The 18,200-nt window shown below is 74.7% G+C and carries 12 protein-coding genes; 1 reads left to right on the top strand and 11 read right to left on the bottom strand.

What is annotated here, in order from left to right:
• Both ACIQGQ_RS06010 and ACIQGQ_RS06005 read right to left on the bottom strand, forming a co-directional pair.
• Positions 1-3,297, bottom strand: a complete 3,297-nt coding sequence (locus ACIQGQ_RS06010) for an FtsX-like permease family protein (protein WP_402391203.1) — start codon at positions 3,295-3,297, stop codon at positions 1-3.
• A 145-nt stretch (positions 3,298-3,442) separates the two neighbouring features.
• Positions 3,443-3,847 (bottom strand): globin, encoded by a 405-nt coding sequence (locus tag ACIQGQ_RS06005; protein ID WP_402391200.1) that lies wholly within the window; start codon positions 3,845-3,847, stop codon positions 3,443-3,445.
• 113 nt (positions 3,848-3,960) lie between these two features.
• Here ACIQGQ_RS06005 and ACIQGQ_RS06000 point away from each other — a divergent pair, with 113 nt between their 5' ends.
• Positions 3,961-4,938, top strand: a complete 978-nt coding sequence (locus tag ACIQGQ_RS06000) for a methyltransferase domain-containing protein (protein WP_402391197.1) — start codon at positions 3,961-3,963, stop codon at positions 4,936-4,938.
• A 24-nt stretch (positions 4,939-4,962) separates the two neighbouring features.
• On the opposite strand, the gene ACIQGQ_RS05995 is transcribed toward ACIQGQ_RS06000, so the two are convergent.
• The 9 genes from ACIQGQ_RS05995 to ACIQGQ_RS05955 all read right to left on the bottom strand — a co-directional run bounded on the left by ACIQGQ_RS05995 (position 4,963) and on the right by ACIQGQ_RS05955 (position 18,199).
• Positions 4,963-6,291: an FHA domain-containing protein gene (locus ACIQGQ_RS05995; RefSeq protein WP_402391194.1), complete on the bottom strand. Its 1,329-nt coding sequence runs from the start codon at positions 6,289-6,291 to the stop codon at positions 4,963-4,965.
• A 107-nt stretch (positions 6,292-6,398) separates the two neighbouring features.
• Positions 6,399-7,748, bottom strand: a complete 1,350-nt coding sequence (locus ACIQGQ_RS05990) for a VWA domain-containing protein (RefSeq protein WP_402391192.1) — start codon at positions 7,746-7,748, stop codon at positions 6,399-6,401.
• A 123-nt stretch (positions 7,749-7,871) separates the two neighbouring features.
• Entirely contained in the window at positions 7,872-9,176 is a 1,305-nt protein-coding gene (locus ACIQGQ_RS05985) for a protein phosphatase 2C domain-containing protein (protein WP_402391189.1), read from the bottom strand.
• A 2-nt stretch (positions 9,177-9,178) separates the two neighbouring features.
• Positions 9,179-11,704, bottom strand: a complete 2,526-nt coding sequence (locus ACIQGQ_RS05980; RefSeq protein ID WP_402391186.1) for a tetratricopeptide repeat protein — start codon at positions 11,702-11,704, stop codon at positions 9,179-9,181.
• 61 nt (positions 11,705-11,765) lie between these two features.
• Positions 11,766-13,085: a hypothetical protein gene (locus ACIQGQ_RS05975; RefSeq protein WP_402391183.1), complete on the bottom strand. Its 1,320-nt coding sequence runs from the start codon at positions 13,083-13,085 to the stop codon at positions 11,766-11,768.
• A 95-nt stretch (positions 13,086-13,180) separates the two neighbouring features.
• Positions 13,181-14,236, bottom strand: coding sequence for a glutamate ABC transporter substrate-binding protein (locus ACIQGQ_RS05970; protein WP_402391180.1), 1,056 nt, complete (start codon positions 14,234-14,236; stop codon positions 13,181-13,183).
• An 11-nt stretch (positions 14,237-14,247) separates the two neighbouring features.
• A complete protein-coding gene (locus tag ACIQGQ_RS05965) occupies positions 14,248-15,639 on the bottom strand; it encodes a hypothetical protein (RefSeq protein WP_402391177.1) in 1,392 nt (463 codons plus the stop codon).
• 329 nt (positions 15,640-15,968) lie between these two features.
• A complete protein-coding gene (locus ACIQGQ_RS05960; RefSeq protein ID WP_402391175.1) occupies positions 15,969-16,943 on the bottom strand; it encodes an N-acetylglucosamine kinase in 975 nt (324 codons plus the stop codon).
• Positions 16,934-18,199, bottom strand: a complete 1,266-nt coding sequence (locus tag ACIQGQ_RS05955; RefSeq protein ID WP_402391172.1) for a 6-phospho-beta-glucosidase — start codon at positions 18,197-18,199, stop codon at positions 16,934-16,936. Before ACIQGQ_RS05955 ends, ACIQGQ_RS05960 begins: the two co-directional genes overlap by 10 nt.
• Position 18,200 lies beyond the last annotated feature (1 nt).

Genomic DNA, 18,200 nt, shown 5'->3' with positions numbered 1-18,200 from the left:
TCAGCTGTCCCCCTGGACACGCAGCGAGGTGGCGGGATCGATGCCGCGCAGGGCGAGGAACACCACGGTCAGCAGCGGAAGGACGGCGACCCCCGCGAGCAGCATCGCGGTCTGCCCGGCGGGCAACTGCACCAGCACCCCGGGAACCGGCGCGGTGGCCTGCCCGGTGAGCACGACGAGCGGCACGACGGCCCGGTTCAGCACCGCCCCGAGGACCGTCCCGACCAGCAGCGCGATCGTGATCAGCACCCCCTGTTCGACGGCGATCATCCGGGTCAGCCGTCTGCGCGGGGTGCCCAGCGCCCGCAGTACGGCGAACTCACCGTTCCGCTCCCGCTGCGCGCCGACCGCGCTCACCGCGAAGCCGACCGCGGCCAGGGCCGCCGCGGCGACCGCCATCGCGGGCAGCGCGGACTGCGGCCCGGCGCCCAGCGGATCGCCGGTCAGCTCCCGGGCGACCTCGTCCCGCACCAGGACCCGCGCCGGTTCGCTGTCCGGCCGGGCCCGCAGCGCGGCGGCGGCCTCGGCGGCCCGCCCGGGGGCGGCGCTCAGCCACCACTCGTTGGCGGCGAGCACGGCGCCGGGGCGCTGCGCGAAGACCTGGCCCAGCGCCCGGAGGTCGATCAGCAGGGCGCCGCCGTCCCGGGCCGCCACAGGTGCGGAAGATTCCATTCCGACACCGGTGGTGGGCAGTTGCCGGACCGTGTCCACGATCTTCACCCGGACCTTCTCGCCGGCCAGCGTGACATCGACGACCTGCCCCTTCCGGGCCCCGGCGGCCTTCAGGTACGCGTCGGTGGCGAGGGCGTTCGGCACCGGGGCCTTCGGGCGGGGCACGGTGACCCGCACCGCGTAGGCCGGGCTGTAGCTCCAGAGGTTCGGGGCGGCGCCGGTGTCGTAACCGACGGACAGCGGGCGGCCGGTGGAGGTGGTCGCGGTCAGCGGTTCGCTGCGGCCCGGTTCGCCGCCGGAGCCGACGCCGGTCACCGTGGCCCGCCAGCCGAAGCCCCCGGGGACCGGGACGGCCCGCTCGGTGCCGTCCGCCGCCCCGGCCCGCAGGGCGTCGATGGTCAGCCGGTGCGTCTCGCTCGCCTCGTCCGGCCGGTTGCCGGTCAACTCGAAGCCGGTGACCGCGAAGCTGCTGTCGGCCGCCACCTTGACGGTGAACGGGTGGGCCCGGCCGTCGGCCGGGACCGTCCCGGCGACCACCCGGTACGGCAACCCGTAGCCGTTCTCCAGCAGGACGGCGAGGACCGGGGCGTCGCCCGTCGTCCGGTGCTTCGCGTCCGTGGTGATCCGGGCGTCGAACCGGAACCGGGCACTGCCCTTCGGCAGCGGCAGCCCGGTCCGTCCGGACCGCGGCGCGGCGAGCGGTTCGAACAGTTGCCGACGGGGCCGGTCGGTGAGGTCGTCGCGGATCAGCATCCGCTCGGCGGCGTGCGCGGTGTCCAGGGCGAGGACCGTGGCGGTGCGCGCGTCGGAGAGCTCGGTCTCCGCCCGGAGCGCGGGTGCCGCGTCCCGTACCCCGGGGAGCCGGGCGTAGCCGACCGCCGCCGCCGGATCGTCCTGGACCCCGGTCAGCACGCGCAGGGACGCACCGGTCCGGAAGTCCGCCTGGTCGCTCTGCGAACGGTCCCAGGAGGCGCGCTGCCCCACGGCCAGCATGCCCATCGCCACCGCGAGGACCAGCAGCAGCACCGGCCCGGCACCCCGCAGGGGACGGCGGCTGAACTGCCAGCCGGACAGCGCGGCGATCAGCCCCCGGCCGCCCGCCGCCGCCCGCTCCGCGAGCCGGGCCGCCGGCGGCAGCAGCCGCAGCGTCAGCACCGTGCCCGCGAGCAGCAGCAGCGCGGGTGCCGCGACCAGCAGCGGATCGATCCCCAGATCGCCCCGGCGGTCCCCGCTCAGCACGCCGCCGCCGAGCTCCGAGGCCCGCCGGTCCAGCTGCCAGTACGCCACCCCCGCGATCACCAGCAGCCCGATGTCGGCGCCCGCCCGCAACGGCCCGGGCAGCGCCGCCGCCCGCCCCGCCGGACGGTCGCCCGCCCCGGCCGACAGCGCGGGCGCCACCACCGCCAGCGCACACGCCAGCGCGACCCCCACGGAGACCAGCCACACCGACCCGGTGGCCCCCGCCTCGATCCGCACCCCGATCCGGGCCAGCGCCCCCCGGTCCGCTAGCAGCCGGGTCAACGGCCCGGCGAGCAGCGGGGCCACCAGCGCGGCAGGCAGCGCCAGCAGCAGCGCCTCGATCGCGGCCAGTGCCGTGATCCGGCCGCGCGAACCGCCCCGGGCCCGCAGCAGCCGGGTCTCCCCGGCCCGCTCGCTGCTCAGCAGCCGGGCCACCAGCAGCAGCGCGTACCCCGCGAGCAGCACCAGCTGCACCGCCACGATCATCAGCGTCGAACGGGAGACCAGCAGCGCCCGGTCGATCTGCTCCAGCACCCGGGGCAGCGAGGTCCGCGCGGAGGCCCCGCTCTTGAACTCGGGAGCGGAGGTGACCTGCTTCGGGGCGGCCTCGGCGGCGGCCCGCAGCCCGTCGATGCGGCCGGTGGTGACCGTACGGAAGTCGGCGGACGCCAGCCAGGACATCGTCCCGGTGCTGACCCGCCCGGACCCGGGCACGGCCGCCCCGGTGAGCAGCGGGCCGTACGTGGTGAAGGCGAGACGGCGCACGCCGCGCCCGCCCAGCTCGTCGAGCTGCCAGTACGGGTCGGCCGGGTCGGCGACCTCGTACACCCCGGTCACCAGCACGCGCAGCGGCTTGTCGGTCAGCCGGTCGGTGACCGTGAACCGGGCACCGGGCTCCAGCTTCAGCGCCTTGGCCGCGGGCAGCGGCAGCGCGGCCTCGACGGGGCCGCCGTCCGCCCCGCCGTCCGGTGCGGGCGCCCGGCCCGAGATGATCCGGACACGGCTGCGGTCGAGCGCGCCGAAGTGGGTGAGATCGGGTTCGCCGGAGCGGAGCCGTGGGGCACGCAGCCCGGTCGGCAGCGCGTACGCCCCCGAGGTCTCCAGCGTCCGCACGGTCACCGGCAGACCGTCGAAGGCCGCACCGGCCGTCTTCCGGGCGACGGCGTCGGCCGCCTCCCGCCGGTCGGGCGGCACCTGCGCGGACACCACGAAGGAGGCGTCGGCCGCCGAGCGGTGGGTGAGGGCGTTACGGAGCGCCGCGTCGCCCACCGAGCCGGAGAAGGCGGTCAGCGCCGCCAGCACCGATGTGGTCAGCAGTACGGCGAGGACGGCGGCGCAGAGCAGCAGCCGATGGGCTCGCACCCGCAGAAAGACGAACCCCGTCACTCACGTCCCCCTGAGCCCTCAGCACACTCACGCCCCCCGGCGTGAGCTCGATGCTTTCAAGGGCTGGAGGCTCTTGGAAACCGCTTGCGTACGTACTTGATTCGATTGTGACCGTTTATCGGTGCTGGAGGGTCGAATTCCGGCTTCAGCCCGCAGTATTGATCATCGAGGCGGCGGCGTACGTGAGGTAGTCCCACAGCTTCCGGTCGTGCTCCGGCTCCAGCCCGAGCTCGTCGAGCGCCACCCGCATATGCCCCAGCCACGCGTCGTGCGCCGCCCGGTCCACCCGGAAGGGTATGTGCCGCATCCGCAGCCGGGGATGCCCGCGCCGCTCGCTGTACGTACGGGGCCCGCCCCAGTACTGCATCAGGAACAGCGCGAACCGTTCCTCGGCCGGGCCGAGGTCCTCCTCCGGATACATCGGCCGGAGCAGCGGGTCCTCGGCAACCCCCTGGTAGAAGCGGTGTACCAGGCGCCGGAAGGTCTCCTCGCCGCCGACCTGCTCGTAGAAGGACTGCTCCTGAAGCGTGTCGCGCGGAATCTCTGTCACCCGACCATGGTCGCAGACGCACCGGCCGAGGACCGGGGTCCTAGGTCCCTTCGTCCCTTCCGACCCCGCACCGGGTCCTGGCCCCCGGGAGCCGGGCGCGGGAAGGTGGAGGCATGGACGCCCGCACCGACCCGTTCGCCGGGGCCGCCGCCGAGGAGCGGTGGGCGATGGTGTGCGGCATCGTGGCGGACGGCGGACTGGGCGATCCCGACTGGCGGACCGCGTTCGAGCAGGTGCCGCGCCACCTGTTCGTGCCGTACTACTTCACCGGAGACGGGGACCGCCTCTGGTGCGAGGACCCCGATCCGGACCGGCGGGCCCAATGGCTGCGCGGGGCGTACGCGGACATCCCGCTGGCCATCCGCATCCGGGACGGCGAACTGATCTCGTCCAGCAGCCAGCCCTCCCTCATGGCCCGGATGCTCGAAGAGCTGGACGTACGGGAAGGCCAACGGGTCCTGGAGATCGGTACCGGCAGCGGCTACAACGCCGCACTCCTCGCCCACCGGCTCGGAGACGACGCGGTGACCACCATCGACCTCGACCCGGAGCTCACCGAGGCCGCCCGGCGCCACCTGGACGCGGCCGGACACCACCCGGCCGTGATCACCGGGGACGGCACCCGGGGCTGGCCCCCGCGCGGCCCCTACGACCGGATCATCGCGACCTGCACCCTGCCGTGCGTACCGTGGCCCTGGCTGGAGCAGTGCGTACCGGGGGCCCGGATCCTGGCACCGTTCGCCACCGGGCTGATCTCCCTACAGGTACGGGAAGGGCCGCACGGGAAGTGTGCCGAGGGCCGGTTCCTGCACACGGCCGCCTACTTCGTACCGCTGCGCGGCCTGCCGACCCGGACCGGGTACGGCCCGTGGCTCGCCGACGTGCCCCGGCACATCGCCGAGAACGACCTCTTCCGCTTCCTGCTGGCGCTCACCGGGGCGGCCCTCGGTCCAGGCGAGGCACTCTCGCTCTGGCGGCGCGAGCGCCGTCCCGGACGCGAACGCTTCGGCATCACGCTCGCCGACGGACGGCAGTGGGCCTGGCTGGACGACCCCGGGGGACCGCACACCTGGCCACTGCCGACCGCCTGACGCGAACGCCCGGAGCGGAACGGATCAGTCGCGGCGGATCGTGATCGTCGTCCACGCCCCGACGTGCACCCGGTCGCCGTCCTTGAGCGGGACGGGGACGTAGGGCTGGATCGGGTCCTCGGCGCCGTTGAGCGTGGTGCCGTTGGTGGAGTTCTGGTCGACGACGGCCCAGCCGCCGCCGGGCTGCTGCACCAGCACCGCGTGCTGGTGCGAGACGCCCGGGTCCTCCGGCGGCACCGACAGGTCGATGTCCGGGGACTCGCCCGTGCTCTGCCGGCGGCGGCCGATCGTGATCTGCGGACCGGAGAGCGAGAGCTGCTGCTCGGGCGAGTACGCGGGCAGGTTCAGCCCGGTCGCCTCGGGGCCGCTGCGCTGCATCATCGCCAGGAAGTACTCACGGTCCGGGGCGATGACCGCCGTCCAGCTCGCGGGCGGCGGGTTCTGGCCCTGGCCCGGGAACGGCGGCTGCTCCTGCCGCGGCGGAGCCTGGGCAGGGGTGGGCGCCGCCAGCATCCAGTCGTCGCCACCGCCCTGCGGGCCCTGCGGCGCGGGCGACTGCGGGGCGGCCGGGGCGGGTCCACCGGGCCGGTCGAAGGACGGCGGCGCCGACTGCTGCTGGAAGGGCGGCGGCGGTGCGGACTGCTGCTGGAACGGCGGCGGAGGCGGCGGACCCGGCTGCGGGAACGGCGACGGGGACGACTGCGGACCACCGGGGCCGGGCGGCGGCGGGGGCCCCTGCGGACCCGGGGCCACCGGACCGGGAACCTGCGGACCGGGCGGGGGGACCTGCGGACCGGGCGCCCCCGGACCGGGGACGACGGGGCCCGGGGCGACGGGACCGGGTGCGACGGGTCCCGGGGCCACCGGACCGGGCGGCGGCGGAGGCGGGCCGGGGCGGCTCTCCGGATCGGTGGCGAGTGGCTCGGCGGACCGGTTCACCTGCGAGGGACGCGAGCCCTGGTACTCGAACGGATCGCGCGGCCGGGCGAGCCCCGGCGGCTGCTGCGCCTGGAAACCCGGCGGCAGGTTCAGCCCGGGCGGCGGCCCGGAAACACTGGGCGACGGGGCCAGCGGCGTGTACGACGTCGCGGTGTTGGTGAGGTAGTTCCAGCGGCACTCCTCGCAGAACGGCGCCATCGCCTCGCGCGGCGTGCGGCACTGCGGGCAGAGCTCGGCCTGCTGGGTCGCGTCGGCCCCCGGCCCCTGAGGGAAGCCGTAGCCGGCGGCGGGTGGCGGCGGAGGCGGCGGCGGGGGGACCGCGCCCGCGGGCGCGCCCGCGCCGGTCATGCGATGGCCGCAGACCTCGCACCAGTCATCGGAACCCGACTGGTGTCCGTTCGGGCAGGTCGGCATGTCGGCGCTTCCCCCTCTCCTGGGCCGGCCCCGGGGCCGGCGTTCTTCCGCTGCTCGACGCCCGGCGGGACCTTCCGACCGGGCGGCTCGAAACCGTGGCTCTGTGGTTATTTCTTGACGCGTACGGTCTTGGTCGAACGCGTTTCGAGGGTCATCTCGTCGGCGTCCGCGACCTTTGCCTTGAGTCGCACAGTACCGGTCGCGGCGTCCACGACGTCCACCACCTTCGAAAGCAGTTTCGCAGTGTCCTCGTTCCCCGAGGCCGACGCCAGCTGCACCGCGCGGCCCAGTTTCGCGGTCGCGCCGTCGAGGTTCCCGGACTTGCGGGCGTCCAGACCCTGCTGGATGACCTGGGCCAGTTCGGCCTGCCCGGTGTAGTGCGCGACCTGCGGATTGATCGAGGTGGACGCCGCCATGTCGTCCGTCCAGACCGCCCGTACCAGCCCCTGCGAGAGCGTCTGCGGGGTGGAGCCGCCCGAGGGGTCGGGAAGGATCAGCGAGACCCGGGACGCCAGCATCTCCTGGCCGATTCCGGCCTGCGGGACCCGCACGCACACGTGGTAGTCGCGGGACTCGTCGCCCCAGGAACCCGTCGGATAGTCCCCGGCCCGGGGGCCCGCCCCGGTGCGCCGGCCGGTCAGGTCGACGACCGAGGGCGCGACCTGTTTCACGAAGACGATCTCGGCCCCGACGGGCGTCCAGAGCCGCAGTGCGACGTCCGCGACCTCCTTGCCCATCGCGTTCTCCATCATCCGCGTGAAGTCCGCCGCCAGCCCCGCCGGATCGGCGACGATGTCGGCCGTGCCGAGCAGCGCGGAGGCGATCCCTGTGACTTCTTTCACCTCCCAGTCGGTGCCGACACCGCGGGCGTCGCAGGTGAAACGGCCCGCGCAGGAGTCGAGCGCGGCCCGCAGGTCCTCCGGCGCCTCGTGCTCGTTGCGGCCGTCGGTCAGCAGGACGCCGTGCCGGATGTCCACGTCGGCGGCGCCGAGCAGCCGGTCGGCCAGCCGCAGCCAGGTCCCGATCGCCGTACCGCCCCCGGCGCTCAGCGCCCGCAGCGCCTTCCGCGCCTCGGCCCGGGTCCGGGCGTCCGCCACCGCGAGGGTGCCGTTGCCGGGATAGACCTCCTTGGCCACATGCGTACCGGCGACGACGGCGAACGGGGTGCCGTCGCGCAGGGTGTCGATGGCCGCGGCCGTCGCGTCGCGCGCGTTGCGCATCTTCGTCGGCGGGTAGTCCATCGAACCCGAGCAGTCGACCATGAGCACCACCGCGGCGCTCGCCGCCCGCCCCGCCCCGCGCGGGGCACCCGACAGCGGTGCGCCGCCGGTGGTGCCGCCCCCGGTCGAGGTGACCGTGACGATCGCGTTCACCTCGCGGCCGCCTTCCGGCAGGTAGGCGTTCTGGTACACCTCGACGGAGAACTGCGGCACGGTCGACTTGGAGAAGTTGGCCATCTGGTCGGCTCCTTGGGACTCCGGCCGTCGGATGAGGACGGCCGCGAGAGAAGAGAGAAACAGGAGAAGGCGTCGGGGGAGCGGACGGTCGGGAAAGAGGAACCGGGCGTCACGGAACGGGGTTCACGAGGTCCCGCAGGCCGATCCTGCCCCTTGCGGCTCCACGGCGAACGGCACCAGAGCCACTGTTACGTTGTCGTGGCCCCCACCGTCCAGCGCGTGACCCACCAGCACCTGGGCGCCGTGCAGGGGCCGTTGCGACGCGTCGGCCGGGACCGCCGCGGCCAGCTCGGCCGCCGACTCCGCGTAGTTCCACAGACCGTCCGTGCAGACCACCACCAGACCGGACCGGTCCGGCTTGAACGACGCGGTGTGCGGCTCCAGGTCGTACGCGTCGGCGCCCAGCCACCCCGTGATGGCGTGGGCGCGCGCGTCCGCGTACGCCTCCGCCTCGTTCATCAGGCCCGCCGCCACCATCTGCGCGGCCCACGAGTCGTCCTCGGTGAGCCGGGCGGGGCCGGCGGTGCGGTCGTCGGGCACCCAGTACGCCCGGCTGTCGCCGACCCAGCCGACGACCAGCAGACCGTTGGCCATGATCGAACCGACCAGGGTGCACGCCGGGGCGTTCTGCCGGCGGTGCTGCTCGTGCTCCGCGGCCGGGCCGGGCTCCCGCGCCAGGGCGTTGACCGCCTCGGCCGCCGCGAGGATCGCGTCGTGCATCGCCTGCTGCGGGTGGGTGCCGCGCGGCAGCGCCTCCAGCAGCGACTCGTTGGCCGCGCTCGCCGCCGCCGCCGACGCCTCGTCCGGGCGGCTGGCCGAGGAGACGCCGTCGCAGACGATCGCGACGACCGCCGGGGAGCCGTCGGGGAGCGCCGTGGTCGACACCGCGAACGAGTCCTCGTTGCGGTGGTGGCGCAGCCCCCGGTCGCTGACCGCGGCCACCGAACCGAGCTCCTGCTCCATGTGGTCGCGCTCGCGCGGCTGGGCATGGCCGCAGTTCTCGCAGTAGCCGTCGTCGTCGACCCGGCCCGCCCGGCAGGCCACGCACACCTTCCCCCCGGCCGCCGGGGCAGCCGCGACCGGCTCCGCCGCGGGCGTACGGGGATCGGGCGCGGACCCGGCCGCGGGAACGGGGGCCGCCGCGGCCGCCGGATCCGGCGCGGCCAGCTCGAAGTCGCCCGAACCGGCATCCGGCGCGTCCGACGTATCCGGCACGTCCGGCACGTCCGCGGCGGACGCGGTGGACCCGGCAGGCGCGGCGGAGGGCGCGGGCGGCGTGGCCAGGGCGATCGTCGGGCGGTCCTTCGGGGGGGCGGGGACGGCCGACAGGTCGTACCCGCACGCACCGCAGAACAGATCCCCCGGCTCCAGCGGCTCCTCGCAGCCGGGGCACTTCGACAGGGCCGTCTCCTGGGGTTTCTCCGACATTTTCACACCCACGTCCGGGGGCGGAAGCGGTTGGCCCGCTCCACCAGTTCGATCCTCTCATCACCGGGCTCCGCAAGCCTGGCAAGCATCCGGTACGAACGCTCGAGCCCGAACCGCAGGCCCCGCTCGTCCAGCTCACTGCCGAGCAGCGTGCCCGGTCCCGGCAGTCCCGGGGCCGGGGCCCCGGGACTGCCGGAAAGCACCCAGTCGAGCGCCGTGCCCAGCACCTCGACCGACAGCTGTTCCCGACGCACCGCGTCCAGCCCGAACCCGGCCAGCCCCGACACCTGCGCCGAGGCGGCCGTCAGGTCGTCCAGCAGCGGCTCGTCCGGCGCCCGCCCCCGCAGCCGGGCCCGCACCGCCGCCACCCGGGCCGCCGTGTAGTGGATCGACGCCTCGGGCACCGACTCCAGCGCGGCCACCGCCCCGGCCCGGTCCCCGGCGGCGATCCGCACCCGGGCCAGCCCGAAGGCCGCGCTCACGAAGCTCGGGTCGGTCGTCCAGACCAGCCGGTAGTACTCCGCGGCGTTGTCCAGCTGGCCCAGCACCTCCGCGCAGATCCCCAGCGCCAGCTTGGGCGCCGGCTCACCGGGGAACGCGTCGTACACCGCGTCGAAGGAGAGCGCCGCGTTCTCGTGGTCGCCGGTCACCAGCGAGGCGACGCCCCGGTACCAGACCACCCGCCAGTCGTCCGCGTGCTGCCCCTCCAGCGCCGCCAGGGTCCGGCCCGCGGCCTCCGGCTCGTTCAGCTCCAGGCGGGCGCGCAGCTCGCGCAGCCGGGTCTCCGGCGACGCCGCGGGCACCACGCCCAGCGCGGCGATCAGCTCGGACGGGGCGGTGGTCATCAGCCCGGCCAGGAAGCCCGCGTTGGGGTCGCCCGCGTCCACCCGGGGCACCGGCAGCGCCAGCGCGGTGGACCGTACGTCGAGACCGGCCAGCTCCGGACCGCCCGGGGCGGCTCCTCCCGCCACCGCGGCGACCGGCCCCCGGGGCCCCGGGATCGCCGCCGGGGCCGGGGCGGCCGGGGCGGAGGACCGGGCCCCCAGCCGGGACACGTCCGCCGCCCGCTCCGGGAACAGCCGGCTGTCCGTGACCCGGACCTCCGGGCCGAACAGCGTCGACAGCGCCGGACGCGGCCGCCCCGACTGGAGCGACACCACCTCGCGCAGCACCCCCGTCAGCTGCTCCGACATCTCCGCCGCCGAGGCGAACCGCCGCGCCGGATCCGGGTCGGTGGCCCGCACCAGCAGCCGGTAGAACGACTCGTAGGACCGGAACACCTCGATGTTGTCCGGGTCCGGCAGCGAGTCCACGAAGACGTTGGTGTAGCCCTGGAAGTCGAAGGTGAGCACCGCCAGCGTCCGCGCGACCGTGTACAGGTCGGAGGCGACCGACGGGCCGACCTCCGCGACCTCCGGCGCCTGGTACCCGACCGTGCCGTAGATCGCCGACTCGTCGTCGTCCATCCGGCGCACCGCGCCCATGTCGATCAGCTTCAGCTGGTCCTCGGTCTGGATCGCGTTGTCGACCTTGAAGTCGCAGTACAGCAGGTTGCGGCTGTGCAGATGGCCGAGCGCCTCCAGCGCCTCGATGCCGTACGCGCACGCCTGCTCGACCGGCAGCGGATCGCGCCGCCCGGCGGCGGTGCGCCGCTCGTTGGCGATCTCCTTGAGGGCCTTGCCGCCCACGTACTCCATCACTATGTAGCCGTCCAGCGAACCGGTCCGCTGGTCGAGGTGCTCGACGAAGTTGTAGATCCGGACGATGTTGGCGTGCTCGATCTCGGCGAGGAAGCGCCGCTCGGAGATGGCCGCCGCCATCGCGTCCTGGTCCCCGGTGTCCAGCAGGCCCTTGAGCACCACCCAGCGGTCGGAGACCGCCCGGTCCACCGCGAGGTAGACCCAGCCCAGCCCGCCGTGCGCCAGACAGCCGGCGACCTCGTACTGGCCGTGCACGACGTCCCCGGACCGGAGCTTGGGTACGAAGGAGTACGGATGCCCGCACTTGGTGCAGAACCCCTCCGTACGGCCCGCCCGCCCGCCGCGCGACCGGCCGACCGGCGCCCCGCAGTCGGAGCGCGAGCAGAACCGCTTGCGCTCGGGCACCTCGGGGTCCTCCATCACCGCCGAGCGCGGATCGGGCCGCGGCACGTCCGGCACCTGCACCAGACCCGCCCCCAGCCTGCCCCGGGCGGAGGCGCCCGAGGCCGAACCGGAGGACCGCACCGACACCGAGCGCGACGTCGCCGCCCCGGACAGCGCCCGCGACAGCCGCCCGGACACCGAACGCCGCGAGGTCGACGAACGCGACGAGGAGCGCGCCGAGGCCCGCGAGGAGGACCCCGAACCACTGCCCCGGCTGCCCGCGCCGCCCACCTGCCCGCCGCCCGCGATCCCGGTCGGCGGCGAACTCACCATTCCACTCGGAGAGACGACCGGCGCCAGACCGCAGGTGTCGCAGTACAGCTCACCGCCGCCCATGTCCTCGTAACTGCCCTCGCACGCGGGGCGCTGGCACTGCGTACTCATGATCGGTCCCCTTGGTCGCCCCGCCGCCGCAGCGGCCCTTCCACCTCGCGCACCGCCCCGGTCACCGCCGGTCCTCCGGCTCCGGGCGCGGGGACAGCAGCTCGGCCGCCGCCTCCTGGTACCGCAGCACCGCCTGCCCGGCGACCCGCAGGTCGCAGGGCGCGCTCCACAGCATCCGGCGCGCCGCGTCGTACCGCTCGATCAGCAGCGGGTCCTCGGCCAGCCCGTGCCGGGCCACCTTCGCCCGGTACGCGTCGAGCCGGCCGCGCAGCTCCGCCCGGACCGCCAGCGGGGCCGTGACCGCGGTCAGCGACTCACGGGCCCGCAGCAGCTCCTCCTCGGCCTCCCGCTCCAACGTCTCCAGCAGGGGCGACAGCCGGTGCCACTGGGCCCGTCGGCGGTACTCCGAGGCGGCGACCAGCCGCTCCTGGAGCACGGTCGGCGGACCGCTCACCGCGGGCACCTCGGAGGCCGCGATCTTCGCGAGCACCTCACCGCGCGCCGCCCGCGCCTCGGCCAGGGTGCGGTCCGCGCGGGAGAGCACGTCACGCAGCTGGACCAGGCGCTGCTCGGCGTCCTGCCGGACCGCGAGGACCGCCTCGATCTCCCGCCGCACCTCCTCCAGCGCCCGCGCCGCCCGGTCGTACCGCTCGGTGTCCGGACGGCCGCCGCCGGGCGCCGAACTCCCCGGCCCCGGACGCCAGAACGCGAGCGGGTCGGAGACCACCTGCGCCCGCAGCGCGGTCAGCTCGTGGGTGATCGCCTCCAGGTCGTCGCCGGCCGGATGCTCCCCGGGCCGTACGCCCACCGAGTGCGCCAGCGAACGGGTGCGGTGCAGCTCGGCGGCGAGCAGGTCTATCCGGGCGGGCAGCGCGGACCACACGGCGTCGGAGGCGACGACCATGTCCAGCGAACCGGCGTACAGCTCGTTCATCCGGGCGACCAGCTCCTCCAGCGTGAACCGCTCGGAGAGCCGGACCGGACCGGCGGCCGACGGATCGGGACCCGCCGCCGCGTGCGCCACCGTGACCCCCTGGCCGCGCAGCAGCTCGGTCAGGGCCACCAGGTCCTCCCGGTTCGGGTAGCGGCGGCGGGAGCGCACCGTACGCGCCTGGGCGAGCGCCCCCGTGTAGGCGTCGAAGTACCCCCACAGCAGGGTGATCGCCCGGTCGGCGGCGGCCCAGCGCTCCTTGGTGACCCCGGTCAGGTCGGCGCCCTCCAGGAGCCGGCGGCCGGCGTGGTCCTGCAGGGCCAGGAGCGAGGTCTCGATCGCCTCGTGCTCCGCGCCGAGCCGGGCCAGCGCACGGTCCGCCTCGTCCCGGTCCATCACCGGGACGCCGGCCCCGGCCGACCGGTCGGGGAAAGGGCCCGCGACGCCCATCGATCACCTCTCCGCTCTCCGCGCCGGGACGGGCCCCGGCAGAATTCTGTTCCGCTGTCTCCTCGGCCGGGGCCGCCCCGCGGGCCGGCCCGGCGTCAGTCGCTCCGGTACTTGGGCGTCGGCGGTGCCGTGATGCCCGGCAGCCCCTTCTCCAGCCACCGCCGGTACGAACGCATCCAGCGGCTGTCCTTCCCGCCCTTGCGGTAGTCGACCAGCACCTGGTTGACCCGGGCCACCAGGTCGTCGGCGCCCAGCTTCGCCGCCACACCGTAGAACTCGGTGGTGAACGGCTTGTCGCCCTTCAGCTCGACCGCCGGGTCCTGCGCCGCCTGACCGGCCGCCAGCGCGTTGTCCGTGACCACCGCGTCGACCTCGTTCAGCTGCAACCGCACCAGGCAGTCCAGCTGGTTGGGGACGGTCAGCCGGTCCTCGTCGGCCGGGGTGCCGTCGTGCGGGTCCCGGTAGACCGCGCCGTACGACTCCTTCTGCAGCGCCTCGTACGCGGTGGAGCCCACGGCCGTGCAGACCCGCTTGCCCGCCAGCGACCTGTCGTAGCCGGTGATCGGCGAGTCCTTCGGCGCGAGGACCTGCTGCCCGGCCTGGAAGTAGGCGGTGGAGAACGAGACCTGCTTCAGCCGGGCGCAGTTGATGGTCATCGTCCGCACGACGACGTCGACCTTGTCGTTCTCCAGCGCGGCGATCCGCTGGTTGGTGGGGATGGCCCGGAAGATCACCGCGTTCCGGTCGCCCAGGATGTTCTCCGCGATGGCCCGCACCAGGTCGATGTCGAAGCCTTCGAGGGCGTCCTTCCCGGCAGCGGCCGCCGGATCGCGGTACCCCCAGCTGAAGCTGTTCTGGTCGACGCCCGCGATCAGCTTCCCGCGCCGCTTGATCCGCTCGATGTTCGGACCGCCGGCCGACGAGGGCGGCAGACTCGCCTCCGGGTCCGTGCAGTCGTCCGACCTGATCTGCACCGCCCGCGCCGGACCCGACCCCGCCGGGTCGCCGCCGAGGACCGCGGTGCCGTGCTGGGAGAGCGGCAGCAGGGTGGCCGCGGCCGTCATGGCGCAGGCCACGGCCATGCCCGCCACCCCGCCCCAGCCGCGCAGCCCACCGCGTCCGGGCCGCCCGCCCGTGCGCTTCCTGGTCATCGCTCCTCCGCTCACCGGTACTCCGAGAGCCTGCGGTTGACTCCGACAATCGCCGCCACGGCCCCCAGCACGGCCAGCCCGACGGCCCCGGCCGGCAGCCCGCCCAGCGCCCCGCGCCCGTCCTTCGCGGACCGGGTGAAGGCGACCTGCTCATGGGCGAGCGCCTGCTTCAGGGCGGCGTCCACCCGCTCGAAGGACTCCCCCGTGGAATCCTTCGCCCCGATGATCTGGGCCCGCGCGCCGTCGTAGTCGCCGCCGTCGTCGGCGGTACGGGCCGTGCGGTGGCGGCCCTGCCACTCGGCGACCGCCTCGGCAGCCTTCTTCACCGGGGCGCGGCCCGGATCGTCGTCGGCGAGCTTCCCGGCCCGGCCCAGCTCCTCGCCGAGCGCCTTCATGTCCGTGGTGTAGTCCGTCTCGTACTTGTCGTGCTTGCCGTCCGAGGTCAGCACCGCGCCCCGGGCGACCAGCGTCAGGTTCTCGTTGGCGCGGGCCTTCAGCGAGTCGATCCGCGCGTGGTTGAGGACGTCGAGGGAACGCTGCCCGTTCACGTCCGCCGAACGCAGCTCGGCGCGGGCCACCGTGTGCCCCACGGCCAGCCACAGCAGCAGCACCGCGGACGTCGCCGTCGCGAGAAGCATCCCGTGGTTGAACACCCGGTTCGTCCGGCGGTAGTTGCGCCGCTGCGCCCACACCAGCACGGCCAGCGCCACCACACCGAGCCCGAGCGAGAGGAACGGCCAGGCACGGGCCGCGTCGTTGTCCTCGCCCAGCCGGTCCGTCTCCGCCGCGTACAGCCGCTCGGCGGCCGGCAGCAGCACCGTGCTCATCCGCTGGTTGGCGTACCGGAGATAGGCGCCGCCCAGCGGCAGGCCCTGCCGGTTGTTGGCGCGGGCCCGCTCGATCAGGCCCGTGTACCGGGGGAGTTCCTCGTTGAGGGTGGTGATCTCCTGGGCGGACCGGGTCGACGCGTCCGTGTTGGCGGCGGCCTTCACCAGGAGGCGGGACGCCTCCCGGATGTCCTTCTCGTACCGGTCGTGGACGCCGGCCGGCTCCTGCGCCCCGGCCAGGAAGCCGCTCGCCGCCGAGGTGTCCGCGTCCGCCAGGGAACGGTAGATGGCCGCGGCGTCGGCGCTCAGCGGCTGACTGCGGCTCACCACGTCGTCGGCGGCGGACGCCCGGTCGGAGATCTCCAGCGCCGTCACCGCGCCGAACGCCACGACCAGCAGGGCCAGTACGGCACCGATGATCTGGAGCCTGCCGGGCTCGGTGGTGGCCGCGGCCCGCACCCGGTCGGCCGCCACGGACAGCGCGCCGCGTCCCGGCGGTACGGGCGCGGCCGCGGGAACGGGCGGCCCGGACCGCCCCTGCTCGGGCGCCGTACGCACACTCGGCGGGTATGTCACTCGACCTCCCCCTCGGTCACTGACGGTGGCCCGGGCCCCGGCCGGTCGGGGACTGGTACCCGGCCATGAAGTATGGCCGCGGGGACCGACGTTCACACCGGGAACGTCCGGACAGACGCCGGGAACTCCCGGATCGCACATCGGCCCACGGATGCGATCCCCCGCATTCGATCAAGCCATGCGCCGCCGATCAAGCCGATCGGCACACCAGTCCCCGGAGCGGACCTGCCACCCCACCCCTGAACACGTCCGGGGCCACCGAACGGTTCCCACGCACGAGGGGCGTCCCGCGGCACGCCACCGCGGAACGCCCCAGGCCGGCACCGGGATCAGGAGTACTGCGCGCGCAGCCTCCGGTGGACCTCCGCCGGGGCACCCGTACGGTCCAGCCCGAGCAGCGCCGCCCCCAGCACCGGGGCCTCCGTCACCACCCGGACCACCGCCTTCGGGGCGCGTGCCGCGAAGCGCTCGGCGATCATCGCGTCCAGCTGCGGATGCCGGGCGGCCATCACCCCGCCGCCCAGCACCACCGGCGCCGCCACGTCCAGCAGCTCCAGCCGCCCCAGCGCGACCGAGGCCATCGCGACGACCTCGTCCGCCAGCCGCTCCACCAGGGAGACCGCCACCGGGTCGCCGCCCTGCGCGGTCGCGAAGAGCACCGGGGCCAGCTCATGGCGCCGCTCGAACGCGATCCGGCCCAGGTGCAGCGCCTCGATCAGCGCGTACATCGAGTCCAGCCCGAAGTGCGCGGGCAGCGTACGGACCAGCTCGGTCGGCCCGCCGCGCCCGTCCTCCGCGCGGGCGGCGAACCACAGGGCCTCGTCGGCCAGCCCGCTGCCCCCGCCCCAGTCGCCCGATATCTTGCCTATCGCGGGGAACCGGGCGGTGCGCCCGTCCGGCAGCATGCCGACGCAGTTGATCCCCGCGCCGCAGACCACCGCGACCCCGCGCGGCTCGTCCACCCCGGCGCGCAGGATCGCGAAGGTGTCGTTGCGGACCTCGGCCGTACGGCCCCAGCCCCGGCTCACGACGGCCTCGGTCAGCTCGGCCTCCTCCACCGGCAGGTCGACATTGGCCAGGCACGCCGAGACGTGCTCCACCCCGTCGATCTCCCGGCCGACCCCGGCCAGCGCCCGGTCGACCAGTCCGGCCACCACGTCCAGCGCCGCCGCCACCCCGACCACCGGCGGCTGGAAACCGCCGCCCCGGGCCGTCGACAGCACCGTGCCGTCCTCGCCGATCAACGCCACATCGGTCTTGCTGTTCCCCGCGTCGACCGCGAGGACCGAAACCTTCACGCCCACGCGAGGTGCTCCCGGTTGTGCGCGATCAGCTTGTCGGTGAGCGCCTCGGCGTACTCGAACTGGCCGATCAGCGGGTGCGCCAGCAGCGCCTTGAACACCCGGTCCCGGCCGCCGCGCAGCGCCGCCTCCAGGGCCAGGTCCTCGTACGCCGTCACCTGCGAGATCAGGCCGGAGTACAGCGGGTCCAGCATCGGCACGGCGAGCGGCGTCGCGCCCGTGCCGTCGACCCGGGCCTGCACCTCGATCACCGCGTCGTCCGGCAGGAACGGCATCGTCCCCCGGTTGTACGTGTTGACCACCTGCACCGCCGAGCCGCCCGCGCCGAGCAGCGAGGACGCCAGGTCGACCGCCGCCTCCGAGTAGAAGGCGCCGCCGCGCTTGGCGAGCAGCGCGGGCTTCTCGTCCAGCGCCGGATCGCCGTACATCGCGAGGAGCTCCTTCTCCATCGCGGCGACCTCGGCCGCCCGGGACGGCTTGGTGCCGAGCTCGCGGACGACCTCGTCGTGCGCGTAGAAGTAGCGCAGGTAGTACGAGGGCACCACGCCGAGCCGGTCGACGATCGCCCGGTCCATCCGCAGGTCGCCGGCGATCGTGTCGCCGTGCTCCGCGATCAGCCGGGGCAGGACGTTCTCGCCGTCCGGGCCGCCGAGCCGCACCCCCAGCTCCCAGGTCAGATGGTTGAGCCCGACGTGGTCGAGGTGGATCTGCTCCGGTGCGACGTCGAGCAGCCGGGCGAACTTCCGCTGGAAGCCGATCGCCACGTTGCACAGGCCGACGGCCTTGTGCCCGGCCTGGAGGAGCGCCCGGGTGACGATGCCCACCGGGTTGGTGAAGTCGATGATCCAGGCGTTCGGGTTGGTGCGGCGGACCCGCTCGGCGATGTCGAGCACGACCGGCACGGTCCGCAGCGCCTTGGCGAGGCCGCCGGCGCCGGTGGTCTCCTGGCCGACGCAGCCGCACTCCAGCGGCCAGGTCTCGTCCTGGTTGCGGGCGGCCTGGCCGCCGACGCGCAACTGGAGCAGGACCGCGTCGGCGTCGGCGACGCCCGCGTCCAGGTCCGAGGTGGTGGTGATCCGCCCCGGGTGGCCCTGCTTGGCGAAGATCCGCCGCGCCAGGCCGCCCACCAGCTCCAGGCGGTCGGCCGCCGGATCGACGAGCACCAGCTCCTCGATGGGCAGCGTGTCGCGCAGCCGGGCGAATCCGTCGATCAGTTCGGGGGTGTAGGTGGACCCGCCACCCACTACTGCGAGCTTCATG

This window comes from Streptomyces sp. NPDC092952 (genome assembly GCF_044754785.1).
Lineage (GTDB): Bacteria > Actinomycetota > Actinomycetes > Streptomycetales > Streptomycetaceae > Streptomyces.
Note: the sequence above shows the minus strand (reverse complement) of the source record. Positions and strands in the feature narration are given on the sequence as shown.

Bases quoted from the DNA above. Each gene is read 5' to 3' on its own strand.
- ACIQGQ_RS06000 (WP_402391197.1), top strand. From the start codon at position 3,961: ATGGACGCCCGCACCGACCCGTTCGCCGGGGCCGCCGCCGAGGAGCGG.
- ACIQGQ_RS05995 (WP_402391194.1), bottom strand. From the start codon at position 6,291: ATGCCGACCTGCCCGAACGGACACCAGTCGGGTTCCGATGACTGGTGC.
- ACIQGQ_RS05990 (WP_402391192.1), bottom strand. From the start codon at position 7,748: ATGGCCAACTTCTCCAAGTCGACCGTGCCGCAGTTCTCCGTCGAGGTG.
- ACIQGQ_RS05985 (WP_402391189.1), bottom strand. From the start codon at position 9,176: ATGTCGGAGAAACCCCAGGAGACGGCCCTGTCGAAGTGCCCCGGCTGC.
- ACIQGQ_RS05980 (WP_402391186.1), bottom strand. From the start codon at position 11,704: ATGAGTACGCAGTGCCAGCGCCCCGCGTGCGAGGGCAGTTACGAGGAC.
- ACIQGQ_RS05975 (WP_402391183.1), bottom strand. From the start codon at position 13,085: ATGGGCGTCGCGGGCCCTTTCCCCGACCGGTCGGCCGGGGCCGGCGTC.
- ACIQGQ_RS05970 (WP_402391180.1), bottom strand. From the start codon at position 14,236: ATGACCAGGAAGCGCACGGGCGGGCGGCCCGGACGCGGTGGGCTGCGC.
- ACIQGQ_RS05955 (WP_402391172.1), bottom strand. From the start codon at position 18,199: ATGAAGCTCGCAGTAGTGGGTGGCGGGTCCACCTACACCCCCGAACTG.